Annotated in this window: 21 protein-coding genes and 1 tRNA gene; 7 read left to right on the forward strand and 15 right to left on the reverse strand. The window is 70.2% G+C overall.

What is annotated here, in order from left to right; genetic code table 11:
- Positions 1-52 precede the first annotated feature (52 nt).
- Entirely contained in the window at positions 53-997 is a 945-nt protein-coding gene (locus tag BAY60_RS08090) for a glycosyltransferase family 2 protein (RefSeq protein ID WP_112280132.1), read from the forward strand.
- A gap of 17 nt (positions 998-1,014) precedes the next feature.
- Here the strand turns inward: BAY60_RS08090 and BAY60_RS08095 are convergent, their stop codons facing one another.
- The 9 genes from BAY60_RS08095 to BAY60_RS08130 form a co-directional block, all read right to left on the reverse strand.
- The gene (locus BAY60_RS08095) at positions 1,015-2,217 is read right to left on the reverse strand and encodes a glycosyltransferase family 4 protein (protein WP_112280802.1); all 1,203 of its coding nucleotides are present in this window, start codon (positions 2,215-2,217) and stop codon (positions 1,015-1,017) included.
- 8 nt (positions 2,218-2,225) lie between these two features.
- Positions 2,226-4,214, reverse strand: coding sequence for a heparinase II/III family protein (locus BAY60_RS08100; protein WP_211330276.1), 1,989 nt, complete (start codon positions 4,212-4,214; stop codon positions 2,226-2,228).
- Positions 4,215-4,216: 2 nt separating this feature from the next.
- Entirely contained in the window at positions 4,217-6,409 is a 2,193-nt protein-coding gene (locus tag BAY60_RS08105) for a bi-domain-containing oxidoreductase (RefSeq protein WP_112280134.1), read from the reverse strand.
- A complete protein-coding gene (asnB, locus tag BAY60_RS08110; RefSeq protein ID WP_112280135.1) occupies positions 6,406-8,322 on the reverse strand; it encodes an asparagine synthase (glutamine-hydrolyzing) in 1,917 nt (638 codons plus the stop codon). Before asnB ends, BAY60_RS08105 begins: the two co-directional genes overlap by 4 nt.
- Before the next feature lie 45 nt (positions 8,323-8,367).
- Positions 8,368-9,918 (reverse strand): Wzz/FepE/Etk N-terminal domain-containing protein, encoded by a 1,551-nt coding sequence (locus tag BAY60_RS08115; protein WP_170160329.1) that lies wholly within the window; start codon positions 9,916-9,918, stop codon positions 8,368-8,370.
- A complete protein-coding gene (locus tag BAY60_RS37030) occupies positions 9,915-11,288 on the reverse strand; it encodes a GumC domain-containing protein (protein ID WP_170160330.1) in 1,374 nt (457 codons plus the stop codon). Before BAY60_RS37030 ends, BAY60_RS08115 begins: the two co-directional genes overlap by 4 nt.
- Before the next feature lie 102 nt (positions 11,289-11,390).
- Positions 11,391-12,587 carry a glycosyltransferase family 4 protein gene (locus BAY60_RS08120; RefSeq protein ID WP_112280137.1) on the reverse strand — a complete coding sequence of 399 codons (1,197 nt, stop codon included), beginning with the start codon at positions 12,585-12,587 and terminating at the stop codon, positions 11,391-11,393.
- On the reverse strand, positions 12,577-13,893 hold the full coding sequence (locus BAY60_RS08125) for a nucleotide sugar dehydrogenase (protein WP_112280138.1): 1,317 nt from the start codon (positions 13,891-13,893) through the stop codon (positions 12,577-12,579). Before BAY60_RS08125 ends, BAY60_RS08120 begins: the two co-directional genes overlap by 11 nt.
- Positions 13,894-14,109: 216 nt before the next feature.
- The gene (locus BAY60_RS08130) at positions 14,110-15,075 is read right to left on the reverse strand and encodes a YncE family protein (RefSeq protein ID WP_112280139.1); all 966 of its coding nucleotides are present in this window, start codon (positions 15,073-15,075) and stop codon (positions 14,110-14,112) included.
- Between the two features lie 208 nt (positions 15,076-15,283).
- Between BAY60_RS08130 and htpX the strand changes: the two genes are divergently transcribed.
- The gene (gene htpX, locus BAY60_RS08135; RefSeq protein WP_112280140.1) at positions 15,284-16,147 is read left to right on the forward strand and encodes a zinc metalloprotease HtpX; all 864 of its coding nucleotides are present in this window, start codon (positions 15,284-15,286) and stop codon (positions 16,145-16,147) included.
- A 9-nt stretch (positions 16,148-16,156) separates the two neighbouring features.
- Here htpX and rfbA read toward each other — a convergent pair whose 3' ends face one another.
- Positions 16,157-17,035 carry a glucose-1-phosphate thymidylyltransferase RfbA gene (gene rfbA / locus BAY60_RS08140; RefSeq protein WP_112280141.1) on the reverse strand — a complete coding sequence of 293 codons (879 nt, stop codon included), beginning with the start codon at positions 17,033-17,035 and terminating at the stop codon, positions 16,157-16,159.
- Between the two features lie 60 nt (positions 17,036-17,095).
- A complete protein-coding gene (locus tag BAY60_RS08145; protein WP_112280142.1) occupies positions 17,096-18,247 on the reverse strand; it encodes a sialidase family protein in 1,152 nt (383 codons plus the stop codon).
- Positions 18,248-18,358: 111 nt separating this feature from the next.
- Between BAY60_RS08145 and BAY60_RS08150 the strand changes: the two genes are divergently transcribed.
- Positions 18,359-19,639, forward strand: a complete 1,281-nt coding sequence (locus BAY60_RS08150; protein WP_146770987.1) for a hypothetical protein — start codon at positions 18,359-18,361, stop codon at positions 19,637-19,639.
- A 52-nt stretch (positions 19,640-19,691) separates the two neighbouring features.
- Here BAY60_RS08150 and BAY60_RS08155 read toward each other — a convergent pair whose 3' ends face one another.
- Complete coding sequence (locus BAY60_RS08155) at positions 19,692-20,312, reverse strand: TetR/AcrR family transcriptional regulator (protein WP_112280144.1); 621 nt, start codon at positions 20,310-20,312, stop codon at positions 19,692-19,694.
- 75 nt (positions 20,313-20,387) lie between these two features.
- Here BAY60_RS08155 and BAY60_RS08160 point away from each other — a divergent pair, with 75 nt between their 5' ends.
- The 3 genes from BAY60_RS08160 (at position 20,388) to BAY60_RS08165 (ending at position 23,185) form a co-directional block, all read left to right on the forward strand.
- The gene (locus tag BAY60_RS08160) at positions 20,388-21,167 is read left to right on the forward strand and encodes an SDR family oxidoreductase (protein ID WP_112280145.1); all 780 of its coding nucleotides are present in this window, start codon (positions 20,388-20,390) and stop codon (positions 21,165-21,167) included.
- 318 nt (positions 21,168-21,485) lie between these two features.
- On the forward strand, positions 21,486-22,268 hold the full coding sequence (locus BAY60_RS36725) for a hypothetical protein (protein WP_146770988.1): 783 nt from the start codon (positions 21,486-21,488) through the stop codon (positions 22,266-22,268).
- A 533-nt stretch (positions 22,269-22,801) separates the two neighbouring features.
- A complete protein-coding gene (locus BAY60_RS08165; RefSeq protein WP_112280146.1) occupies positions 22,802-23,185 on the forward strand; it encodes a site-specific integrase in 384 nt (127 codons plus the stop codon).
- A 9-nt stretch (positions 23,186-23,194) separates the two neighbouring features.
- On the opposite strand, the gene BAY60_RS08170 is transcribed toward BAY60_RS08165, so the two are convergent.
- Positions 23,195-23,686: a YajQ family cyclic di-GMP-binding protein gene (locus BAY60_RS08170; RefSeq protein WP_112280147.1), complete on the reverse strand. Its 492-nt coding sequence runs from the start codon at positions 23,684-23,686 to the stop codon at positions 23,195-23,197.
- Positions 23,687-23,806: 120 nt separating this feature from the next.
- Between BAY60_RS08170 and BAY60_RS08175 the strand changes: the two genes are divergently transcribed.
- A tRNA-Tyr gene (locus BAY60_RS08175) sits at positions 23,807-23,888 on the forward strand.
- A 124-nt stretch (positions 23,889-24,012) separates the two neighbouring features.
- Here the strand turns inward: BAY60_RS08175 and BAY60_RS08180 are convergent.
- Positions 24,013-25,377 carry a tyrosine-type recombinase/integrase gene (locus BAY60_RS08180; protein WP_112280148.1) on the reverse strand — a complete coding sequence of 455 codons (1,365 nt, stop codon included), beginning with the start codon at positions 25,375-25,377 and terminating at the stop codon, positions 24,013-24,015.
- Complete coding sequence (locus BAY60_RS08185) at positions 25,377-25,565, reverse strand: helix-turn-helix transcriptional regulator (protein ID WP_112280149.1); 189 nt, start codon at positions 25,563-25,565, stop codon at positions 25,377-25,379. The genes BAY60_RS08180 and BAY60_RS08185 overlap by 1 nt, the downstream gene beginning before the upstream one ends.
- Positions 25,566-25,659 lie beyond the last annotated feature (94 nt).

Below are 25,659 nucleotides of genomic sequence, written 5' to 3' on the forward strand. Positions count from 1 at the left end.
ATGACATCGCGCAGCGATCCGCCCTCGGCCGTCCACGAAGGGATCAACCACCGTGAATGCTGTTCCCCGGCTGAGTATCGGTCTGCCCATCTACAACGGGGAGCGCTACCTCGCCGAGTCACTGGACGCCCTCCTCGGCCAGACCTACGGCGACTACGAGCTGATCATCTCCGACAACGCCTCCACCGACGGCACCGAGGACATCTGCCGCGACTACGCCGCGCGGGACGACCGCATCCGCTACTGGCGCCAGCCGCGCAACATCGGCGCGTGCCCGAACCACAACTTCACGGTTCACCAGGCGCGGGGCGAGCTGTTCAAGTGGGCATCCCACGACGATCTCTACGGCAGGGACCTGCTGCGCCGCTGCGTCGAGGCGCTCGACGAGCAGCCGGACGTGGTCCTCGCGCACTCGTGGAAGGCGCTGATCGACGGCGACGGCACCGTCACCCAGCCCGTCGAGTACACGATGGCCACCGACTCGCCGCACGCGCCGGACCGTTTCCGCGCGCTGCTGTTCGGCGTCGGCGGCGACGACTTCTACGGCGTGATCCGCACCGACGTGCTGCGCAGGACCCCGCTCAACGACAGCTACCACCACTCCGACCGCACGATCATGGCCGAGCTGGGCCTGCTCGGCCGTTTCCACCAGGTGCCGGAGTTGCTGTACTTCCGCCGGGACCACCCGGACCGCGCCGAACGCGCGAGGCCGACCATCCGCGCCCGGTGCGCGAACATGGACCCCCGGCGCGCCGACCCGCTGCGGCATCCGACCGTGCGGCTGCTCGGCGAGTACGTGTGGGGTTTCGTCTCCGCGCTGCACCGTGCGCCGCTGACGTGGGCCGAGCGCGCCGAGTGCTACCGGCACCTCGCGTCGTGGATGGCGAGCAGGGCCCGGCCGGGCTCGGGCGAGCGCGCGGAGGACCGGGAGCCGGCCGCGCTCGCCGAGCCGATCACCGTCGCGACGATCGTGGCGGGCCAGGAGAACCGGGCCTGAACCACCCTGCCCGCCGGTCATACCGGCTCGCAGGATGCCGGGGCGGCGATGGCCGCGCGGTACCCGGCCAGCAGCGCGCGCAGCCCGGCCGCCGGGTCGAAGTCCTGCTCGTAACGGGCGCGCCCCGCCGTGCCCATGCGCGCGTTGTCCCGCAGGTCGGCCACGATCCGGCGCACGCACGCGGCCAGTGACTCCGCGTCGCCGGGCCGGTGCAGCAGCCCGGTGACACCGTCGTCGACGAGTTCCGGGAACGCGCCGTGGCCGGAGGCGACCACGGGCACCCCGGCGGCCATCGCCTCCACCACCACGAGCCCGAAGCCCTCCAGCCATTCCGACGGCGCGACGAGCGCCGCGGCCCGCGCGGTGAGCTCGGCGCAGCCGTCCCGGTCGCGCAGGCCGAGGAACCGCACGTCGCCGCGGCCGCGCGCCCACGCGACCACCTCGGTCTCCAGCGGGCCGCTGCCCGCGACCACCAGCGGAAGGCCGGTACCGCCCCGTGCGTGCAGCAGGTCCCACGCGGCCATCAGCAGCCGCACGCCCTTCTCCTCGGTCAACCGTCCGATGTAGAGGATGTGCTCGCCGGCTCCGTCGCGCCGCCGCCCCGGCTCGGGGACGAAGTTGTGCTTGACCGCGAGCCGGTCGGCGGGCATGCCGGCCTGCACGAGCAGCAGGCGCTGCGCGGCGGAGATGCAGAAGAACCGCGCGATGCCGGTGTCGTTCCGCCGCCGGTTCGCCACGAGGCTCACGGCCAGCGGCAGTGTGGCCAGCGGCGAACCGCGGTAGCAGCCGTGCCGCACGGCGGGCAGCGGCCCGGCGTCCGCGCAGTCGGTGCAGATGCGGCCGTCGCGGTAGAACGTGCCCGGCGCGCACACCGCCTGGTAGTTGTGCAGGGTCGCCACGGCGGGCACGCCCGCGTCGGCGCACGCGGCCACCACGGACGGGCTCAGCAGCGGGAACGTGCTGTGGATGTGCACGACGTCCGGCCTGCGGGCCCGCAGCAGGGCCGCCAGTTCCCGGCGCGCCACCGGGTTCCACGGCACGAGCAGCGGCACGGCGGCCTTGCGCGGCAGCGGCATCGCGGCGATGTCGTCGCTGCGCCGCTCGAACAGCTCCACGTCGTGCCCCGCCGAGGCGAGCAGCGCGGTCTCCTGGTCGACCACGCGGTCCTCGCCACTCGGATGCTCCGAGCGGTACCGGTTGTGCACCACCACCACGCGCATGACCGCGTTCACCACCCGGTGACGCCGAAGCGCAGCGTGGTCGCGAACGTGGTGACGCCCGGTTCGGTACTGCCGGCGCCGGCGAGGGTGGTCGCGGGCTCGCGCACCCCGAACGACGGCGAGTACCAGCCAAGGGGCGGATTCTGCTCGCCCCGGTGCGCGCTCCACGCGAGCGTGTCCGGCAGCGTGAGCAGTGCGACCCGGTCCTGGCCGTCCCGGGTCCAGCGCAGCAGCGCGCGGTGGCCGTCGAGCTCGGCGGTGATGGACGGCCCGAGGTGGAACGACAGCACGCACGCGTGCCGCTGCGGGCTCAGTACCTCGTCCAGTAGCCGCAGCTCACCGGCGGGCCCGTCGAGGTCGGCCGAGCGGCGGTGCGTCACCGGGCGGCCGCGGCGGCTGTAGCCGTCGTGGTCGGCCCGCCACCGCGACACGCCGTCGGGCCGGGCGTGCGCGACGAGCACGCGACTGCGCGCGTGCCGCGTCCACAGGAACGGCCCGCCCGAGGTGGACTGGTCCTCGCCGTCCAGCTCCAGCGTGTTGTGCCCGCGGGTGGAGCGGAAGTAGGCGCGCCAGCGCGGTTCGCCGTGGTAGCAGTAGGTTCCCGGGTCGGCGAGGACGTCAACGCCGTCGTGGCGCACCTCCACGGAGAGCGCGTCGGCGTGGGCGTGGGCGGCGATGGAGAGGAAGCCGTGCGGCCCGCCGTCGCAGCGGCACCAGATCTCGCCGGAGGCGTCCCGCAGGATGGTCAGCCCCGCGTCGGCCAGGTGCGCGCGCCTGCGTGCGGGCCGGGTCACCGGGAGCCGTTTCGGCCGGATCAACTCCGCGAGCAGCAAGGTGCGCACGTCGCCGGAGCCGGCCGCGGTGGTGTCCGGCCACCAGTCCAGCCGTCCGAACAGGACTCCGCCCGTGGCGAGCAGGGAGGCCCAGCGGTCGGTGCCCTCGCCGTCGAGGACGAGCCCGTGCCCGTCGTCGGCGTCGCCCTGCCGTGGCGGGCGCACCTGGTTGTCCACAATGGCCGCGAGCGCGTCGGTCATGCGCAGCAGCGTCTGCCACGTCGACGACGGCAGCGGCACGTCCGCGGCCTCGGCTTCGGCCGCCGCCGCGAGCCCCAGCTCCAGCACAAGGCCGTGGTACTCGGTGGCCAGCTCCCGGTTCAGGCCGGAGCCGAAAGTGTTGGCGCGCAGCTGCTCGTCCAGTGAGCGCAGCGCGGTGGCCCGCCAGCGGGCCGACTCGGCGAACCACGGGAAGGCGCAGGAGGCGGCCAGCTGCCCGGACAGTTCGGCGATGACGTGGTTGTTGGCCGAGGAGCCCCGGCTCGGCAGGGCCGCCAGCCACCGCTGGTGGAACCGGATCTGGTGCAGTGCCTCCGGGTTGTCCTCGAACAGCCCCGGCGCGCCGGCCCAGCCGTCGAGCAACCTGCGCACCCACACCCACGACAGCAGCCGGATGCCCAGCTCGATGCCGCTGACCCAGTGCACGCCACGCAGCGGTGGGTTGGCCGCCCACCAGGACTTCAGGTGCTCGGCGACGCGGTGGGCGTAGCGGTCGTCGCCGGTCAGCGCGTACGCCGCCGCGAGCACGGTGAGGTGCTGGTGCCGGGAGGGCTCCCAGATCTGCTTGATGTCCCCGACCGCGGTCTCGTCCCGGTACGGGATGTCGAACGTGTAGGCGTCGGCGGGTGCCCGCCGCCCGGTGCGCGGGTCGAACGCCCAGTCCGGGTGGACCAGGTCCCCGCGGGCCACGCCGAAGTACTCGGCGTTGCCGTCGAGCAGCCGGTCGGCGCTCGCCAGCAGGCGTCGCCCTGCGCCGTCGTCCACCCCGTCGAGGGCCCCCTCGGCCAGCGTGGCGCGGAACTCCCTGGCGGGCAGCCACGGCGTGCCCCGCTGCGGCCCGGCCACCGCCCGCCAGCGACGCTTCCGCACCGTGTCCCGCGCCCGGCCTGCCACCTCGCGGGGTCCCATCCGGGACAGCCTCCGCAGGTACCAGCCGACACCCATGTTCATCGCAGCGTCCCCGCGGCGGCCGGGCTCTTGACCTCCAGCCGCACCGGGGCGCCCGTGCCGAGGCTGGTCCGCACCGCGAGCGTGGCCAGCGTGGTGGCCGCCAGCGACGTCACCGGCACCGGCATCGGCCCGCCGGTGCGCACGGCGGTGACGAACGCGTCCAGCTCGGCGGCCTGCCCCTTGTCGCGGCCGGTCGGCACGCGGGGGCTGGTGTGCTTCCTGCGGGCGTACAGCGACGCGCGCTGGAAGTCGTCGAACCGCAGCACCTTGCCGTCGGCGACCAGATCCAGGGTCTCCTTCGGGAACTGCGCCGAGCCGCTGGTGACGTAGCTGATGGCCGCGGTGGAGCCGTCGGCGTAGCGCAGCAGTACCTGCAGGTCCGACTGGCCGGGCGTCGAGGACGCGTAGACCGACACGGGGTCGGCGGCGAGCAGCCAGCTGACGGTGTCGACGAAGTGGCCGCCCTCGCCCTCGAACCGGGTGCCCTCGGTGCCGGACCGGTTGTACCAGCTGCCGTCGTCGAGCCTGCCCGCGTTGACCAGGTAGCGCACCGACGCGGGGCCGATCCGCCGCCCGAATCGGCCCTTGGCCTGGCGCAGCAGCGGGGCGAAGCGCCGGTTGAAACCGACCTGCAGCCGGTCGTTGCCCGACTCCTCGATGGCCGCCAGCACGGTGTCCAGTTCGGACTCGGAGAGGGCGAGCGGCTTTTCCACGAACACCGCCTTGCCCGCGAGCAGGGCGCGCCGGGTCAGCGCCGCGTGTGAGCTGTGCCGGGTCACCACGAACACCGCGTCGATCGCCGGGTCGGCGAGCAGCGCCTCGGTGTCGGTGGACGCCTGCGCGAAGCCGAACTTGCGCTGCGCGTTCGCCCCGGACAGCGCCGAGGTGGTGACCACGTGACGCAGCTCGACGTCGTCGCGCTCGGCCAGGTGCGGCAGCAGCATCGACGACGCGTAGTTGCCGGCGCCGACGAACCCGAGCCGCACGCGGCCGGACACCGGGCTGGTGCGCGCCGCGACCCCGCGGACCGTGGCGGCCGCGACGGCGGCCGGGGGCTCGGTCGCGGCGTCCGGGTAGCGGAACAGCACCGCGACGGCCTTCAGCTCCCCCTCACCCAGCCGCCGGTAGGTCTCGACGGCGTCGGTGAAGTCGGCGATGTGCGAGACCAGCGGCTCCACGTCGACGCGGCCCCTGCCGAGCAGGTCCACGAAGCACTCCAGGTTGCGCCGCTCGGTCCAGCGCACGTAGCCGATGGGGTAGTCGCGGCCCTCGAGCTCGTACTCGGGGTCGTAGCGACCGGGCCCGTACGAGCGGGAGAACCGGACGTCCAGCTCCTTCTCGTAGTAGGCGTTCCACGGCAGGTTGAGGCTGCACTTGCCGATGTCGATCACGCGTCCCCGGTCGCGGCTGAGCCGCGCGGCCAGCTCCACCGGCTCGTTGCTGCCGCCGCCGGCGGCCAGGTACACCTGGTCGACGCCGTGGCCCGCCGTCAGCTCGCCCACGGCCGTGTCCACCACGCCGGAGCCGGGGTCGCCGCACACCAGCGCGCCGAGCCGTTCCGCCAGGGCACACCGGTCCGGGTCGGGGTCCACACCGAGCACCCGCACCCCGGAGGCCACGAGCAGCTGCACCACCAGCTGCCCGATGAGACCGAGGCCGATGACCAGCGCCACGTCGCCGAGCTGCGGTTCACCCCGCCGCACCCCCTGCAGGGCGATGGAGCCGACCGTGCCGAACGCCGCGTGCCGCGGCGCCACGCCGTCGGGCACCCGGCAGTACAGGTTGCGCGGCACCCAGTTCAGCTCCGAGTGCAGCGCGTGCTCGTTGCCCGCGCAGGCCACCAGATCGCCGACGGCGACGTCGTCGACACCCTCGCCGACCTCCTCCACCACGCCGCACAGCGAGTAGCCCAGCGGCGTGTAGGAGTCGAGCTTGCTGGTCACCTTGCGGTAGGTCGCCGCCACGCCGTTGGTGGCGACGCTCTGCATCACCTTGGCCACCTGGTCGGGCCTTGCCTTGGCCTTGCCGAGCAGCGACAGGCTCGCCTCGGAGACCTTCATCATCTCCGTGCCGGTGGAGATGAGCGAGAACGCCGTCCGCACCAGCACGCCGCCCGGCTTGCAGGCCGGGACGGGCACGTCCAGCAGGGCCAGCTCGCCGCTCTTGTAGTTCTGCACGACTTGCTTCACGACGCTCCTTGGGTTGCGCTGCGGTACCAGTACTCGAGGGTCAGGACATGCCAGAGGTGTTTGGAGCGGTCCTGCCTGCCGGAGGCGTCCTCGTCGACGAGCCGCTGCAACGCCTCCCGGCGCAGGAACCCGGAGCGCACCAGCTCGCCGTCGTTGACGACCTCGCGCACCAGCGGCGCGAGGTCACGGCTCATCCAGGCCCGCAGCGGCGCGCTGAACAGTCCCTTGGGCCGGTACACGATCTCCGGGGGCAGCACCCGCTCGGCGGCCTGCTTGAGCACCGCCTTGCCCTGCCTGCCCGCGATCTTGCGGCTGCCGGGGAAGCTGAACGCGGCCCTGACCACCTCGACGTCGACGAAGGGCACTCGCACCTCGGTGGAGGCGGCCATGCTGGAGCGGTCGGTGTAGGCGAGGTTGAGCCCGGGCAGGAACAGCCGCGCATCGGCAAGGCACATGCGGTTGACGAAGTCGGTCAGTGTGTTGTCGTGGTAGGTGTCGGCGTGCTCGGTGAGCACGTCGTCCACAGTGGAGGCGAGGTCCGGGTTGAGGAGTCCGGCGAGCTCGTCGTGGTCGTACATGGTGTAGCTGCGCCGGAACGCCGTCTCCTCCGGCAGCTCGGCGAAGGAGAGGAAACGCTTGGCGAAGCGCACCGACCGGTAGCCGCGGCGGGCCGTGGCCACGGGCAGCGCGTCCACGGCGGCGCGCACCGGCCGCCGCAGGACGCCGGGGATGCGCTGGTAACGCAGGCCGATGAGGTTGGCCAGGTGCTTGCGGTAGCCGGCGAACAGCTCGTCGGCGCCCATCCCGGACAGCATCACCTTCACCCCGGCCTCGCGGGCGGCCGAGCAGATGAGGAACGTGTTGATGGCGGCGGGGTCGCCGATCGGCTCGTCGAGGTGGTAGGTCATGCGTGGCAGCAGTTCCTGCACCTGCGGCGCGATCTCGATCTCGTGCAGCCGCACGCCGAAGCGCCGCGCCACCTGCCGCGCGTAGCGCAGGTCGTCGGGCATCGCCTCGAACTTCGCGTCCTCGGCGCGGAAGCCGATGGTGTAGGCGGAGATGCCGGGCTGGTGCCGGGCGGCGAGCGCGGTGAGGTAGCTGGAGTCGAGTCCGCCGGAGAGGAACGTCGCCACGGGCACGTCGGCGAGCAGGTGCTTGCGCGTGGACTCCTCGACGACGGCGTGCAGGTCCGGCCGGCGCGCCGGGTCCCGCGCGATCGCCTCGCCCTCGGCGGCCACCTCGGCCAGCGAGAAGAACCGCCCCGCCTCGCTGCGCCCGTCGGGCCGCAGCCGCAGCCACGTGCCGGGCGGCAGCTTCTCGGCCTCGCGGAACGCGCACCGGCCGTCGGGCACCCAGTAGTACAGCAGCGACGCGACGAGTGCGGCCTCGTCGATGCGGAGGGTGTCGCCCAGCTCACCGGCCAGTGCCTTGAGTTCGGAGGCGAACACCACGCCGCCGCCGCGCCGCACCAGGAACAGCGGTTTGATGCCGAGCTGGTCGCGGGCCAGGGTCAGCTCGCCGGTGCGCTCGTCGAACACGGCGAAGGCGAACATGCCGCGCAGCCGGGGCAGGCAGCCGGTACCCCAGCGCCGGAACGCCCGCAGCAGCACCTCGGTGTCGGACGTGCCCCGGAACCGCACGCCCGCGCTCTCCAGTTCCGCGCGCAGCTCGGGAGCGTTGTAGAGCTCGCCGTTGTAGGTCAGGGCGAGCCCGTCGGCGACCATCGGCTGCGCGCCGGTCTCGGACAGGTCGATGATCGACAGCCTGCGGTGTCCGAGGTGGACCTCACCGGCCCCGGCGGCGTGCCGGTACTGACCGGAGCCGTCCGGGCCCCGGTGGGCGAGCGTCTTGGTGAGGCGCTCGGTGAGCGGCCCGCCGTCCGGCCAGAGATACGTGCCTGCGATGCCGCACATGTATGGGGTCCCCTAGTCTCCGGGTCTCGGGCGTGAGCACACGCGCTAGTCCTGTGATCTGCGGGCAACCGGCGCGAACCGCCGCGTGGGCAGGTCGCCGTCGTGGCTCGGCGCGCCGTTGCCGTTGCCGTTGGTCGCCGCGGGCACCGGCGCGAACCGGGTCGTGGGCGCGTCGAACACGGCGCCGTCGGCGAGCCGGGTCCGGCCCCGCAGCGCGGTGTGCAGGCCCTCCCAGAGGGTCCCGTCGCTGCGGTCGCGCGGGTCGGGGTCGACGAGCACCACGCCGACGACCGGGATCTCCAGGTCGGCGAGCTGGCGCGCCACGGTGTGCAGCCACGCGGTCTCGGCCTGTCCGGCGCGCACGACGAGTACCGTCTCGGCCCCGAGCGCGCGCACGTCGGTCCACGCGGTGCCGGGCGCGACCGAGCCCACACCGATCACCCGCCCGGTGTGTGGTCCCGAACCGGGTTCGACCACGCGGATCGGACCCTCGGGCATGGTCAGCTCGGTGCCCGCCAGGTCGTTGATCACGGTGATCTCGCCATCGGTCGCCAGCTCCCCGGCCAGGTCCGCGGCCAGTGCCGCGGTCATCCTCGGGCAGCCCAGATCCAGCAACGAGAGGGGGGAGGTGTCGTCGCGGGCGATCCTGGCCACCGTCACCGCGACGCGCCTGCGGTCGGTGACCCTGCGCGAACGCCGCCACAGGCGGGACGGTCCCTTCGGCGGGGTCGCCAGCTGTGCGATGACGGAGGCACCGAGGTGCTCGGAGATCTCCCTGCGCAGTACCGGCCGGTCGCGGAGCAGGCTCGTCACCGTCACCAGGCCCAGCCCCGCCGCGAGCCCGACCAACAGCCCGACGAGCGAGCTGGTGGCGCCGGTGACGAGCAGCTTGCGCGGCACCAGCCTCGGTGGGTCCACCACCTGCGTTCCGGCGGCGACCCGCGGCGCCCCGATGGCCGCCTCCTCGGCGCGACGGCTGAGGTCGGCGATCTGCGCGGACAGTTCCGCCCTTCGCGCGTACAGGGTCTCCAGCTCGGGGGCGCTGCTGCCCTCGATGGTCAGCGTGGCGATGCGGCGGTCGACCTGGGTGAGGTCGGCCTGGAGGCGGCCGCGCTGGTCACGCAGGGCCTGCGCGTCCGCTTCGGCGCCTGCCCGCACCCGGTTCAGATAGTCGGCGAGAAACGCCTCGGACAGCGCCGTCGCCCTCGCGAGGGCGTCCTGGCCGCTGCGGCCCTCGACGGTCAGCTCCAGCACGTTGTTGGTGACGCCCGTGCCCTCGTAGGCCCGCACGAACCTCTCCGGGTCCTCGGAGCTGCCGAGCCGTTCCAGGGCGGCGGCCGCGATGCGGGTCGTCTGCAGCACGGCCACGTCGGTCTGCATCAGGGTGCCGCCGTCGGTGGGCGCGTCCTGCTCGTGGATGATCATCAGCCGGGTCACCGCCTGCGGTGGCGAGGGCAGCACGAACGCCATCGCGGCGCCCGCGAGCAGCCCGGCCAGTCCGAGCGAGAGCCAGAGCCTGCGACGCCTGCGCAGGGCGACGAGGATCCGCGAGAGGTCGATCAGCGGCGGCGCGGACGGGGAACTGTCGGTGCTCACGGTGAACCTGCCATCGCGTCGCCTCCGGCGGCCACGGTCGCCGCGTTCTCGGGTGGGGGCGCCTGCGGGACGTCGTCGTCCTGCCGGGCGCGGAAGGTGACGACGACACCCAGGGGGCGCAGGCCGGCGTCGGCGCCCGCCTCCACGAGGCTCACCAGCTCCCAGCCGGTGCGGGTGCCCGCGGTGATGACGACGAGCATGCCCGCGTAGTCGCCGTCGGGCACGGTCGGCCGGGCCAGGCAGACCTCCAGTACGTGCAGCGGCGTCCGGTGGCCCGCCGGGTCGGCGACGGCCGTCTCCCGCAGGCGGGCGGCCGCCTGCCGGGCCGCCGGGTCGTCGTCCGGAACGAGCACCAGCACCGGCCTGCCGGGCAGCCTGGTCAGCACCCGCCGGTAGCGGACGCTGCGGCCGTGCTCGTCGCCGGGTGCCGGGAGTTCGGGTGTGTTCCAGGGGCCCGTGCCGAGCAGGAACCGGCGCAGCCGCGCCTGCCACGACCGCGCCGCGGGCTCCTCGGGTGCGGGCTCGTCCGGCACCGGGACGTCGATGTTGGCCAGCACCGGTGCGTTGACGGCCGCGGCGATCTCGTCCTCGGTGGCGAGCCGCCGGTCGGTGCGGGCCGCGATCAGGTGGCCGAGCACGCCGGCCAGCAGGAACAGCAGCGCCCCGCCGCCGACGAAGTGCAGCAGCGTCGGCGCGGCCGCGCTCGTGGGCAGGGCCGCGCGTTCGAAGACGATGATGCCCGACCGCACGGCCGCGGCGTCGACCTCGTCGAGCGTCTGCACGGCCTCGGTGAGCGCGTTGCGGAGCGACTCCAGCTCGGTGCGCACCTGCACGGTCTCGACGGTGAGGCCCGAGGACATCTCCTGCTGCAGCTCACTGATCCGCTGGTAGGTCTCCTCGGCCTGCCGCCGGACCGCCTCCCGCTGCCGTTCCCGCAGCTCGGCGGCGGTGCCCGCGGTGTCGGTGGCCAGCTGGGTGGTGAACGCGACGTACTCGTCGGCGACCCGGTCGGCGAGCTGCCGGGCCTTCTCCGGCGTGTCGGCCGTGCCACTGATCTCGATGACGTTGCCGTCGACCACCTCGGCGGTCACCGACTCCCGCAGCTCGGCGCCCGTGACGCCCCACCGCAGCGCGGCCGCGGTGCGGTCGAGTACCTGGGCGCTGCTCGCGACCTCGGCCTCGGTGAACAACTCGTCCGGCTCCCGCGGCCCCTGCAGCAGCACGCGGGTGGTGGTCTCGTAACCGGGGGAGAACAGCGCCGAGGCGCCCGCGCCCAGCAGCGCGCCCAGCACCGCCAGCGCGGCGAGCAGCCGCCAGCGTCTGCGGAGTATCCGCCCGATCACGGGCAGCCGCACCACATCGTCGGTCAACGTCGCGCCTCCCCCGTCTGATCGGCTGTTACCTGCGACGTCGCGCTGACCGGCATGTTGGTTACGCCCCCGACGGTGTCTTGTTCGAAAAGAAACGGAAAATCACCGGCGAGCCGCCACCGCGGCCGCGTAGGCGGCGAGCAGGGCCCGCTGGGAGTTGGCCCACGACAGCGGCCCGTTGACCCGGTCGTGGCCGAGCCTGCCCATGCGCTCGCGCTGCTCGGGGTCGTCGAGCAGCCGCGCGATCAGCTTGGCGAACTCGTGCTCGTCGTTGGCGGTGGCGTATACGGCGGCGTCTCCCGCCGACACGCGCGCCTCGCGCAGGTCGAACGACACGATCGGCCTGCTCATCGCCATGTACTCCAGGACCTTGTTCATCGTGGAGACGTCGTTGAGCGGGTTGAGCGGGTCGGGGGACAGGCACACGTCGGCGGTGGACAGGTAACGCACGAGGTCGGCGTCCGGGATGCGACCGGTGAACTCCACCTGCCCGGCGAGGCCCAGCCGCTCGGAGAGCGCGACCATGTCGTCGAACGTGTCTCCTGCGCCGACGAACACCGCGTGCCAGTCGGTGCGGCCGAGGTCGTCGCGCAGCGCGGCGAGCGAGCGCAGGGCGTAGTCGACGCCGTCCTGCGGGCCCATCACGCCCAGGTAGCACAGCAGGTGGGGCTTGCCGCGTTTGAGCTCCGGCTCGGCGGGGACCTGGCGGAACCGCTCGATGGCGGGCGCGCTGCGCACGACGAACACGTCGTCCGGCGACTTGCGGCCGCGCCGCAGCGCCTGCTCGCGGTAGCTCTCGTTGGTGGAGATCACGACGTCGGCGCAGGCGTAGGTGAGCCGCTCCAGCAGGCACACCATGCGGTAGAGCAGGTCCTCGCCACGGCCGAACCGGGACAGGTACAGCTCCGGAACCAGGTCGTGCTGGTCGAAGACGAACCTCGCCCCGCGCAGCTTGCCGAGCAGCCCGACGACGAACAGCAGGTCGGGCGGGTTGCACGCGTGGATCACGTCCACCCTGCCGACCCTGCGGGCCAGCCGCAGCGTGTGCCAGAGCGCGGAGCCGTACTCCTGCAGGTACCCCGCGGGCCCTCCGGTGGCGGCGCGCAGCGGGTAGCGCAGGATGTGCACGCCGTCGATCACGGTCTCGGGCTCCGTGTCCCGTTTCGTCCCTTGTGGACAGACGACGTGCACCTCCCAGCCCGCGTCGCGCAGGGTGGTGCACTCCTGCCACACGCGCCGGTCGAACGGCACGGACAGGTTCTCGACGAGAACGAGCGCTCTGCGAGCTCTACCAGGCAAGGCCGACGTACCCCTCTTCGGCCCGGCGCACGTCGGCGTCGGGCATGCGGACGAGGTCGATGAGCACGCGGTCACCGCCGTGCGGCAGCGCGCCGAGCACGGCGGGGTCGGTGCTGCCGACCAGGCACACCTCGGCGTGGGCCAGCACCTCCTCGACCGAGCCGGCGAGCAGCTGGCCGAGGTGCGGCAGCCTGCTCTCGATGTACTCCCTGTTGGCGCCCATGAGCCGCGACAGGCTCACGTTGGCGTCGTAGATGCGCAGGTCGTAGCCCTTGCCGAGCAGTCGCTCCGCCAGCTCCACGAGCGGGCTTTCGCGCAGGTCGTCGGTGCCGGGTTTGAACGAGAGCCCGAACAGCCCGACCCGGCGCCTGCCGGTGCGGGCCACCAGATCGAAGGCGCGGCGCAGGTGCTCCTCGTTGGAGGTCAGCACGTGCGACAGGATCGGCACCGACACGTCCGCCCTGTGCGCCGCGTAGACAAGGCCGCGCAGGTCCTTGGGCAGGCACGAGCCGCCGAAGGCGAAGCCGGGCCGCAGGTACGCCGGGCTGATGTTGAGCTTGCGGTCGGCGAGGAAGACGTCCATCACGCGGTGCGAGTCCAGGCCCAGTGCCCGGCAGATGGCGCCCAGTTCGTTGGCGAAGCCGATCTTGAGGCCGTGGAAGGCGTTGTCGGCGTACTTGGTCATCTCGGCGACCGGGATCGGCACCCGGAACACCTCGCCGGGCAGCCCCTCGTACAGCGCGGCCACCACGTCGCCGCTGGCGGCGTCGATCTCGCCGATGACGGTCTTGGGCGGGGCGAAGAAGTCCCGGACGCTGCTGCCCTCGCGCAGGAACTCCGGGTTCACGGCGACACCGAAGTCGGCGCCCGCGGTGCGGCCGGAGGCCTTCTCCAGAATGGGCACGAGCAGTTCCAGGCACGTGCCCGGCAGCATCGTGCTGCGGAAGACGACGGTGTGCCTGCCCGGGTGCGTGGCGATCGCGGCACCGATCTCTTCGGTGACCCGCTCCAGGTAGGCCGTGGAGAGGCTGCCGTTGGCCGCCGACGGCGTGCCGACGCAGACGAGCGACACCTCGGTCTCCGTCACCGCGGCGGCGGAGTCGCCGCTCGCCCGCAGCGCACCGCTGGCGACGACCTCGGCCGTCAGTTCGCCGATACGTTCCTCCACGACGGGCGCCTTGCCCGCGCGGACCAGATCGACCTTGACCGGATTGACGTCGACACCGACGACCTCGTGTCCCTGGCTGGCCAGGCACGCGGCGGACACGCAGCCCACATATCCGAGCCCGAAGACGCTGATCTTCATTCGGCTCTCCTCCCGCTGCCTGCCCGGCAGCCGCGACTCGTCAGAGGATTCGCTGGCCGGCCGGGCGCCGTTACGGGATTTACCGACTGGTGATCCGAACGCGGTTTCCGTGGGAAACAGGCGATCTCGCGGTGCTGTCGGTGAACCACGAACCCGTGAGCGGACGCGTCATTTCGGTCCACTGTGGAATAGGTGGAACCGCCTTGCCGTCGCGGCTCAGAAGCCGGTGATGACGTGCACGAGGCCGTGCACGGGGTCGGCGACGTGGACGGTGCCACGCCACTGGTCCACGGCGAGTGCGCCGGGATTGATGCCGAGATCGAGTTCTCCCGTGATGCGGCCGCCGCGGCCGTCGATGCGCACGACGCCGTTCGGCCCGCCGTTGGTGTAGACCGCGCGGCTGCGCTGGTGCACGGCCACCGAGGACGCCGCGCTCTCCAGCAGGATGGTGCTCGTCTCCGTCCGGGTCGCGGCGTCGACGACCGAGAGGTGGTGGATGCCGGAGTTGGCGACGTAGAGCGTGCGGCTGGCGAGGTGCAGTGCGATGCCCTCGGGCGCGTCGCCGACCGCGATCGTGCCGGTGAAGGCCGGTTCGCGCAGGTCGAGCACTCGCACGGAGGCGGTGCCCGGGCTGGTGAAGTATCCCACCCGCCGCTCGGCGTCCAGTGCGGCGCCGCCGAGCGGCCCGCCGTCGGCGACCACGAGCGCCGACGGTGCACCGCTGGTGCCGTCGAGTATGGCCACCGCGCCGGTGGTCCGCGACGCGGCGTACACGGTGCCGGTGGCCTCCTCGGCGGCGAGCGCGGCGGCGCCCGGGCCCGCGCCGACGACGCCGAGCGTGCGGTGGGTGCGGCCGTCGAGCACGGTGACGGTCCCGGCGAGACTGTTGCTGACGTACACGCGACCGGTGAGTTCGCTCACCGCGACACCGGACGTGCTGGCGCCGACGCGCACCCGCGCGCGCAGTGCGGGCGTGCGGCCGCCGACGACGGCGAGCGCGCCGTCGGCGCACGCCACGTACGCCAGGCCGGTGCGGGCGTTCACCGCGACCGCGGCGGGACCCGGCCCCACCGCCACCGTGCTGACCTGTGCCGCGGCGGCCGTCGGCGCCGGGAACGTGGCGGCCGTCGCCGCCGTGGCAAGACCGAGCACGGCCCTGCGGCTCCACACCGGCTTGCCCACCTGTCCTCCCGTTTGGTTTCCACGTCGAGGCGGAAATCCTGGTGGGACCGTAACCTGACGTCGCTTTGAACAGCGGCTGACATGCGAGTGAGATTGCGGCTTCACCCCGGCTGAGTGACCTCTACCTGGAACTTCACCTACCGCGGGGGCGTTCGAATCGTGTGAGCGTGTACCGGGACGTCGCGACACTCGATGGGAGGGATGGGCTGTGCACAAGCACCGGAACGGACTGAAGACCGCGCTGCTGCTCGGCCTGATGAGTGCCCTCATCGTCGGGATCAGCGGGTTGTTCGGCCGGGGTGCCCTGTTCATCGGGCTCCTGCTCGCGCTCGGCGTGAACGCCTACGCCTACTTCAACTCGGACAAGCTGGCGTTGCGGGCGATGCGGGCGCGGCCCGTGTCGGAGGCCGAGCAGCCCGCGATGTACCGCATCGTGCGGGAGCTGGCGACCACGGCGCGCCAGCCGATGCCGCGGCTCTACGTCAGCCCCACCCGCGCGCCGAACGCGTTCGCCACCGGCCGCAACCCGCGCAACGCGGCGGTGTGCTGCACCACCGGCATCCTCGACCTGCTCGACGAGCGGGAGCTGCGGGCCGTGCTGGGGCACGAGCTGTCACATGTCTACAACCGCGACATCCTCATCTCCTGCGTGGCCGGTGCGCTGGCCAGCGTGGTGAGTGTGCTGGCGAACCTGGCGATGTTCGCGGGCCTGTTCGGCGGCAACAACCGGGAGGGCGCCAACCCGCTGGCCATGCTGCTCATCGCGCTGCTCGGGCCGGTCGCCGCAGGCATCATCCGCATGAGCGTCAGCCGTTCGCGGGAGTACCAGGCCGACGCGTCCGGCGCGGAGCTGACCGGCGACCCGCTGGCGCTGGCCTCGGCCCTGCGGAAACTGGAACGGGGCACGCGGTCGCTGCCGCTGGCGCCGGAGCCCAAGGTGGTGTCGCAGTCGCACCTGATGATCGCCAACCCGTTCCGGCCGGGCGAGCGGATGGCGCACCTGTTCTCGTCGCACCCGCCGATCGAGGACCGGGTGCGGCGCCTGGAGGAGATGGCCCGCCGGAGGTTCTGACGCCGTCCGCTACGAGGCGCCCGCCTGTCGGGCGACGTCCATCACGTACTCGCCGTAGCCGCTCTTGGTGAGCTTCGCGCCCAGCTGGAAGCACTCGTCGGGGCTGATGAAGCCCATCCGCAGCGCCACCTCCTCCAGACAGGCGATGCGCACGCCGGTGCGGTGCTCGAGCACCTGCACGAACTGTGCGGCCTCCAGCAGCGAGTCGTGGGTGCCGGTGTCCAGCCACGCGAACCCGCGGCTGAGCTGCACCAGGCGGGCGCGGTCGCGGCGCAGGTAGGTGAGGTTGACGTCGGTGATCTCCAGTTCGCCGCGGGCCGACGGGGTGAGGTTGCGGGCGATGTCGACCACCTCGTTGTCGTAGAGGTAGAGCCCGGTGATGGCCTGGTTGGAGCGCGGGCGGGCCGGCTTCTCCTCGATGGAGAGCAGCTTGCCCCGCTCGTCGACCTCGCCGACGCCGTAGCGCTGCGGGTCCTTGACGGAATAGCCGAAGAGCACGCAGCCGTCGAGGGTGTCCACCTGCTCCTTCAGCGTCCCGGAGAACCCGCGGCCGTAGAAGATGTTGTCGCCGAGAATCAGCGCCACGTCGTCGTCGCCGATGAAGTCGGCGCCGATGACGAACGCCTCGGCCAGGCCGTTGGGGCTGGGCTGCTCGGCGTAGCGCAGGTCGAGGCCGAGCTGGCTGCCGTCGCCGAGGAGGCGCCGGAAGTTCGGCAGGTCGGTGGGCGTGGAGATGACCAGCATTTCCCGGATGCCGGCGAGCATGAGAACCGACAGCGGGTAGTAGATCATCGGCTTGTCGTAGACGGGCAGCAGCTGCTTGGACACCGCCTGGGTGATCGGATGGAGGCGGGTGCCGCTGCCGCCTGCCAGCACGATGCCCTTCATCTGCCTGCTCCCCATTCACTCGACTGGTGACCCCGCCGGGGAGCCAGGGTATCGGAGGGCTCAGCGCGCCGGGCCCGTACCGAAGTAGGCCTTGCACACGCCGTTGGTGTAGTCGGCGGCGACCTGCAGCACGTCCCGGCCGCCGTTGACGGGCAGCAGGGTGGAGCTGTAGTTGGGGCACCAGTTGTCGTAGGGGCGGCGGACGTGCACCGGCGCGGGCACCTCGTACCACGGGCCGCTGCCGAGGTGGTCGTTGGCGAGCAGGGTCCTGCCGTTGCCGGGCAGCGGGCGGCTGCGCTTGTCGACGTAGATCTGGCCGACCATGAGGATGCGGGTACCGCGCGGGCCGCCGGGGAACAGCGTGATGGTCTGCGCGTGCTGGAAGTGGTTGCCCGTGGCGGTGGCGACGCGGGTGCCGGGTGCGGCCGGGTCGCCGAAGGTGGCGCCGTCGGGGGAGATCTTGAAGTAGGGGTCGCAGAAGCGGTCGCCGTAGTTGCAGATCTCGTAGGCGAAGTAGTACCGCCCGTCGGGCAGCCTCCGCACGATGGGCATGCCGGGCCGCACCCGGTGGGGCGGGATGGCCATCGTGCGCTGCTTGGCGCCCCAGGTGATGCCGTCGACGCTGGCGACGCGGTTGAGCACCTGGGCGTGCTGGGGTGCCTCGGTCTCGTCGGCGTAGTGCAGCCAGAGCCTGCCCGCGGCGTCGACCGTGAACTCCGGCTCCCACACGCCGTCGCGGTTGTGGGAGCGGACGGGTTCGGCGAGGAAACTCCAGGTGCGGCCGAGGTTGCGGCTGGCCCAGACCCGGATGCCGATGCGGCGTGACGGTCCGGCGTGCTGGCGGTAGCTGGCGGCCCACAACAGCGTGCCTGCCCGCAGCCTGCCGACGCGCTGCGGCAGTTCGTAGAGCGTGCCGCAGCACATGCCCGCCCGGCCTGCGGGGTCGCGCACCTCGCCGACGCGGGTGAAGCTGCGGCCCTCGTCGAGGCTCTCGAAGATCGGCGCGTAGTAGCCGTGGCGGTCGCGGCTGGTGATGGAGGCGAGGATGCGGCCGTCGCGCAGCAGGCCGCCGTGCTCGGTGCGGATGAGCCGGGGGTAGGAGCCCGCGCCGTCGTGCAGCAGGGTGCGCCCGGTGGGCTGGGCTGCCGCGGCGGGGGAGAGCAGGCCCGTGGACAGCAGCAGGCAGAACGACAGGACGACCAGGCGGTGCATCACGCCCCCTTCGCGCAGTGACCGCGCGATTACACCATGCTCCAGCCTTGGGCGTCCCGATGGATCAAGTAGCATGCGGCCGACGCGCGCCGGTGTCCGGGGGGAGTTCAGGTGAAGCGGTCCCGAGCCATCCAGTCGTCTCTTGGCCTGCTGGCTGTGATCCTGGCCACCGGCTGCACCAGCACGGTGGGCGGCACTCCTGCGGCGATCGGCCAGTCGCCCGCGGAGCAGCGCACCGCTGTCCCGGACGGGCAGATTCTGCTCCAGGAACCGGGCAGCGAGGGTCCGTTCGAGTTCGGAGGCACGCCCGCGTACGACGCCTGCCTGGTGCTGTCGATGGCGGACGTGACCGAGGCGGGGTTCACGCTGGACCTCGGCCAAGCCCCGCAGCCCCAGTTGGTCAACTGGCATCAGATCGCCGACGGCAGGCACGATCCCGCGCAGCAGAGCAGCACGTCGAACAGCGGCCAGAGCACATGCAACCTGCCCGGCCCCGGTGGCAATCTGCTCGGGTTGACCATCCACCAGTCGCCGTTCGACCATCCTGACGGACGCGAGGCGACCGAGCGGATCTTCAGCAGGAACAACACGGTCGACAAGGAGATTCTGAGCGAGGAGACGATCGCCGGAATTCGCGTCGTGACCACGGAGGCCGACCTGGGCGGATGGCTCGTCGGGTTCTTCGGGGACGACTACTACGCGACCCTGCTGGCGGACGTGGAGGAGACCGGGGTGGCCGGCCGGTCGCCGGAGCAGGTCCGCGACGCCCTGGTGACCTCGGTCGCGCGGGGGCTGGCGGAGGGGCCCACCCCGCCGGCGCGATACTCGTATGCCGAGCCCTATTCCTGGGTACAGCCGCCCTGCACGTTGTTCCCGGCCGAGGACTACCAGCAGTCCTTCGACATGCCGGACATCGGCAGGGTGGAGGAGCGCTACAGCATGTCCGAGGTCATGACCACGCCGTCAGCGCAAGGCGGAACGCAGGATCACGAGCCGAGCACCTTCGTGCGGACATCGTGCAGGCGGCAGAACGAGCAGGTCGCGAACTCCGTCGTCGGGGACTCGGACGTGCCACCGGAGGACATGGTCGTGGAGTTCTCGCACTACCGCGAGCTCCGCGGTGCTGAGCAGGACAACAGCTACGACTGCGATGGTGACCGGAAGTACGACCATCCCCATGGGCCGCCGATCAAGCTCAAGAACGTGGTCGGCGACGGGTACGTGTGCTTCGTGAGGTACGGCGAGCACAACCCGGGGTTCACGTTCAAGGTCGGCAGGACGGTGGTAGAGATCACCAGCTGGAACCCGAGCACCTACAAGGACACGCAGAGCATGAGCGCGGTACTCGAGCAGACGTCGAAGGACATCGCCGGACGGCTCGCCGAGCGGTAGTCCCGAGCCGGTGGCCCGGAGACGGCGGGCTCATCGGCGCGGCCTTGGCTGCCTAGCCGTGGGGGTCGGTGGCGTCCTCACCGAAGGCGGCGGCGAGCGCCTTCGCGATCATGTCCGGCAGCTGGCCCCGTCCGTCGTCCTCGGCCCAGCACACCAGCGCGGTGTGGAGTGTGGCCAGGCAGGCACTGGCCGCCGCCTGGATACGCAGGACTGTGTCGGGATCGGCGGCATCGACCCCGAGCGCGTCAACGATGCTCCGTTGCAGGGCGTAGTGGTTGTCGAGGTGCTTGGCCCGCAACGCCGGTGTCGAGATCATGAGCCGGAGGCGGGCAAGCAGGAACTCTCGGCCCGCCGCCAGGTCGTCGCCACCGGTCAACGTCGTGGCCGACTCGATGAGCGCCCTGCCGATGCGGCGGACCAGCGGCTGCACGTCCGGCGACGCGGCGATCCGCTCGGCGACGAGCGCCCCGTGCTGGTCGAGAAGCACGAGGTCTTCCTTGGTGGGGAAGTGCCGGTACACGGTCATGGGCGAGACGCCAGCCGCTTCGGCGACATCGGTCACGGTCGTGGCGTCGTATCCGCGCTCGGTGAACAGCCGGATGGCGTGCGCCTGTATCGCGCGCTGGGTCTCTGCTCGCCGCTGCGCTCGCAGTGTTGAGTACTGGCCGGGCACGTGGTAGACACTAACACGTTGGTAGTCACTACCATATTGGTAGCGACTAACAGATAATGGGATGGGGTGGGTGGCATGGGCGAGCTGACCGGACGAACGGCTCTCGTGACCGGAGCGTCGCGCGGTATCGGGCAGGCGATCGCGACCCGGCTGGCAGCGCACGGCGCGCTGGTCATCGTGCATTTCGGCACGGATGCAGCCGGTGCGAAGGCGACAGTCGAGGCGATCGAGCGAGCGGGTGGAAGCGCGCGCGCCGTCCGGGCGGAACTCGGCGGGGACGACGACGTCGACACGCTGTTCGCGGGAGTGGAGGAAGCGCTCGCGGGGCGCTCGCTCGACATCCTCGTCAACAACGCGGCGGCCCCGCCTGCCGGTCCGCTCGGAGCCACGACGCGGGCGCAGTTCGACCACCTCTTCGCGGTGAACGTGCGCGCGCCGTACTTCATCATCCAGCGGGCCTTGCCCATGCTTCGCGATGGCGGGCGCATCGTCACGATCTCATCGGTGGCGACGCGGATGGCCAACCCCGCCCAGACGTCGTTCGCCATGACGAAGGGCGCGGTGGAGACGATGAGCCTGACGCTGGCCAACGAACTCGGGGCCCGGGGAATCACGGTGAACGCCGTGGCACCCGGGGCCACCCGGACGGCGACCAACGGCCCGGTCTTCGACCCGCCCGGCCTGGCCGAACTCATCGCCGGAACGACGGCGCTCGAGCGGCTGGGCGGGCCCGACGACGTCGCCGACGTGGTCGCGTTTCTCGCCTCCGACGCGGCACGGTGGATCACCGGCCAGGTCATCGACGCCAGCGGGGGCCTGTTCCTCGGCCCCCGGCCGGCCGTTACCGGTAGTTAATGAACTGCGCCTTGACCCCAGAAGCGACGTCCTGCGCGTAGGTTGTGGCCTGCGTTTGTCGATGGTGGCTCGTCGTCAGTGATCGCCCCTGGAATGGGCCATCTGTACCGGATCTGTACCGGTGAGGTCGAGTTCATGGCACAGGCGTAACAAACGGCGTCTGAGCGCAGAATACCTACGCAGCGATGTTGCCGTCACGTTGTGGAAGGGTGCTGACGCCTAGTGGCCGCTACGTCTGAGCTGGAGTTGAAGACTGCTTGCGACTGGGCGAAGGACCTGGTCTCATACGCGTCATTAGACGACCTTGAACGTGGCTTCGTGCAACCGGAGGAATCCTTAGTTGCTATCTGCCGAGAGGCCCAGAATGCGCTGAGAGTAGCTCGCACGACGGCACTCGAGTCTATATCCTCTGCCCATATTATCAATCGGGTTGAAAAAATCTCCACCGGAAAGACCCTTACTGGTCTTTTTACGCATGCTGCGCAGAGTTCTTTGAGGTCGGCGCTCCTGTTTGCTGGAGCTGGTCTCGATCGCACGCTTAAACAGCTAGTAGACGACACGATTGTTTACCTTGTGGAGTTCGAGGTAAAGAGCCGGGAGACTTTTCATGGGTTCGCCGAAGAGCACATTTCGTCGTCTGATGCGGGAGGTATTGATGCCCGGTCGCTGGTCAGGATCCTGCTCGGCGAGGGTCAAAGTCCGAAGGGTATCGTGCTGAACCGGTGGTCACAGCATCTTCGGTCGTCCAGTGCGCAGTCGGTTGAGCGAGTGGAAGAGATCGCTGTTGCGCTGGGTGTGACTGATCGACATATTCGCAGTCGAATAAAGCCAGGAAAGTCGGAGTCGGCAATGCTCAAGCGTGCATTTGTGGCGAGGAACGAGATCGCCCACGAGTTGGATATCACTAAACCAAAGGCCGACGTTCGAGCGCGCTTGGAAACGCTTCAAAAGAGGCGATCAATTGGCGAAATACAAGGATATGTCAAAGAGATAATTAACGTTGGGCAGTTGGTCATTAATGACGTTAGTGGGCGCTTGCGGGTCGCGAATTACGAACAATTCCGACAGGCGCGCTGGGAGGACATCACCCAGAAGTCTTGACAAACCGTAATGCCCGTGGGCGGACTCTCGTCGACCTGACGTAGCTCGTCACGGTGTGTCAAACGGCATGTCAACTCCGAGTTCAGCCCGCCTCAGCAAGTTGCATCTTGACACGGCGTGGTAGCCCTCGGCGAGGTCGACGAGTTGCCGCCGGGCCAACGGCGAGCGTGACGTGGGCACTCCCCCGGCAAGTTCGCAGACCTGCTTGTCCGCGAGGACACCTCATTCTTCTGGCGGCGGCTGTGGGACTGCTCGGCGCCTGCCTTACCGGGCCGCAGCGCGGGCGGCAAGGCAGACGCAAGCCCGCGCTTGATGGCCGGGATCGGACGGGCCGGATCAGCGACGCGGCAGGGGCCCTTGAACGTAACGCCATCGACGACGCGCGGTAGTTCCATGTTCGGGAGCGGTTCACCGTAGCGTCAGTAGGCAGCCGTACATCGCGCCACCCAGTACCAAGACCAGTCGCTGGAGCAACGAGCTCCCAGCCCTCGTCGCGGCGGCGCTTCGAACGCCACCTAGAGGGGTTCCGGCCAATGCCAGGAGAGATCGAGAACGAGACTGACCCGCGACGGCCGACTCGCCGCTACGCCAACCTTCTGTTCACGTGTGGCGACGGGCAACCGAACCACCGGGCCGACTGGTCGAACATCTCCCGACCTGCCGCCGAACAGATGCGACTGCGGAGCGGCTTCAGCCTGCGCGACCTGTGGCACTACTTCGCGGCCGTGTTGATCTTTGGCGGTGCGAACGTGAAGATGGTCCGCCTCGTCATGGGGCACACGATCCCGACCGTCACGTTCAGCACCTACGTCGGCTACTGGCCCGACGCCATGCATCAAACCGGACGCTCGTGGAGTTGGCACTCGGTTGACCGGGGTTGTGCCCGAGGCCAGGGTGGAGTGAGCATGCGCAGGTAGGCGCAGCCGTTACCGGTAGTTGATGAACTGCAGTGCGATGCCGAAGTCCTTGTTCTTCAGCAGGCTGATGACCTCCTGAAGGTGGTCCTTCTTCTTGCCGGACACCCGCAGCTGGTCGCCCTGGATCTGGGCCTGCACGCCCTTGGGGCCCTCGTCGCGGATGTACTTGGCGATGGCCTTGGCCTTGTCGGAGGCGATGCCTTCGAGGACCTTGCCGTGCACCTTGTGCACCTTGCCGGAGACGGCGGGCTCACCGGCCTCGAAGGCCTTCAGTGAGATGCCCCGCTTGACCAGCTTCTCCTTGAAGACGTCCACCGCGGCGCGGACCCGCTCCTCGGTCTCGGCCTCGATGGTGATGGTCTCGTCACCGGACCATTCGATCCTGGCGCCGGTGCCCCGGAAGTCGAACCGCGTGGACAGCTCCTTACCGGCCTGGTTCAGCGCGTTGTCCACCTCCTGGCGGTCGACCTTGCTCACCACGTCGAAAGACGGATCGGCCACGTCACACACCTCGTCGTCGGGAAGTTCTGGATTGGTACCACCCTAGTCACCGGCTACCCCGGTCGGCGGCAGGCCTGGTGCGTTGGGTACTCTGTTCGTCGGCCGGTGAGGACCGGTCCTGGCGGGTTGCCCGAGCGGCCAAAGGGAGCTGACTGTAAATCAGCCGGCACAGCCTACGGGGGTTCGAATCCCTCACCCGCCACACGAGCTGAAACGCCCCGCTGACCTGCCAAGACAGGGCAGCGGGGCGTTTCTCATGCGTGCGGTGGTGTGCGGACGTATGCGGTGTCCGCCGGGTGTCTACGGCAAATACGCGGCAAAGTTTTCTAGCCGTCGCCGAGGATGTCCTGCACGCGTTCGCGGTCGGTCTGCTCACTGCCGTCGAGACACTTGGCGTACACACGGAGCAGCACGGCCAGGCTGTGCCCGGCCCACTCCGCGACCTTGGTCGGCTGCACACCGGCCGCCAGCCACGTCGACACAGCGGCGTGACGGAGGTCGTAGGGCCGCTTGGCGAGTGGCCCGGCGGCGACCTCGGCTGTGAACGCACGCTCGCGGGCTGCAGCCCACACGCGCCCGTACACGGAGCTGCCGATGCGTCCGCCGTCCCTTGCCCCTCGAAACAGACGGCCGTCGGGTGCAGTGCCGAACCGGGCAAGGTGTTGGTGCAACATCCTCGTCAGAGCAGGCGGGCAGGGAACCTTACGGCCTTCGTCTAGCTCTCGATGCTTCAGTGGGCCCTCCTCACTGGCTTCTCCTGAGTCTGTCCATTCCGCGCTGACCTCTGCTCGCGCCCTTTCTAGCCGCAGCTCGCCCCAGCCCGAATCGGGTAGTGAGAGGTTCTCTTTCTTCACGTTCGCTGCTTCCTCAGGGCGCAAACCTGCGTAGTACATGAGTCCGAAGAACGCCACCAATGGCGGCCCCTGCCTACCGTATTCGCTAACGGCCTGCAGCAATACGCGTGCCTGTGTGGGATTGATGACGGACCGAGGATCGACTTGGTGCAGGGTGAACTTGCGCTTTTTCATCTTCACGTCAGCGAGCGGGTTAGAGTCGAGCAGTTTTCTTTCGATAGCGAAGTCAATGGCATTCCGGAGCGCAATGCGCCGTATTCGTACCGTGTTTCGGGATGCGCGCTTTCCGTCCAATTTCAGATCAAGCTTGCTAAGTACTGTCCGTAGAATCTCTGTGTTGGCCAGCTCGTTAACCTCTCGGCTTGCACGTGCGGCCATGCGCATGGCGCGCGCCAGTTCAGGGTCCTCGTTCGCTTCGCGTGCTCGCTTGCTGAATGCCGTCTTGAGCGCTTTCCGAAGGATCTTGGGCTCAGGCAGTGGTCGGTCTGGTTTCAACATTGGCACGGTAATCGACATCAATGATTCGGCGAGTGAACGTCGGTACTTGGGTGCTGCGTCTGGCCACTTCATGTCCGCGTAGGCGATAGCGAAGTCATACCAGCACATCTTGTTGCGCTCGCGAGCCACCGAAACAGGAAGCCCGGTCTCGGTGTCGAAGGCTTCTCCGTTCCTGCTGGCGGTGACCAATCCCGATCGAAAGCTGTCGGCGAGGGCGGAGGTGTCGAATGTTTCGCCGAACTCAATTCCATTCACTATCCAACGAACACGGTAGGTGGTCTTCCGTTTGCCCACATACTCTTTGACCTGCCAGATCCGTACGTCGTGTGTTTTAGCCACTAGGCGGCCTCCTCGCAGGAACCGAGCCAGTCGTCAAGGTCGATTCGGCGAATGCGAATGTCGCCATTCGGTAGCTTGATGCAGCGCGGTGCGCGCTTTTTAGCGCGCCATTCGTAGAACGTGCGCCTCGAAATGCTCAGCTCGGCGCACACGTCGGCAACGGTGAGGTGTTGGCGTTGGGTAGCCATGTGTAAATCCCCTGCAGTCGCGGTGGTCGGCGGTGGCGGATACGGGTGGCTGCATGGCTGCTCCTACGAAGTTGACGAAGTTACGAACTTTGGG

Origin of the sequence: Prauserella muralis (assembly GCF_003202285.1) — a bacterium.
Lineage (GTDB): Bacteria > Actinomycetota > Actinomycetes > Mycobacteriales > Pseudonocardiaceae > Prauserella_B > Prauserella_B muralis.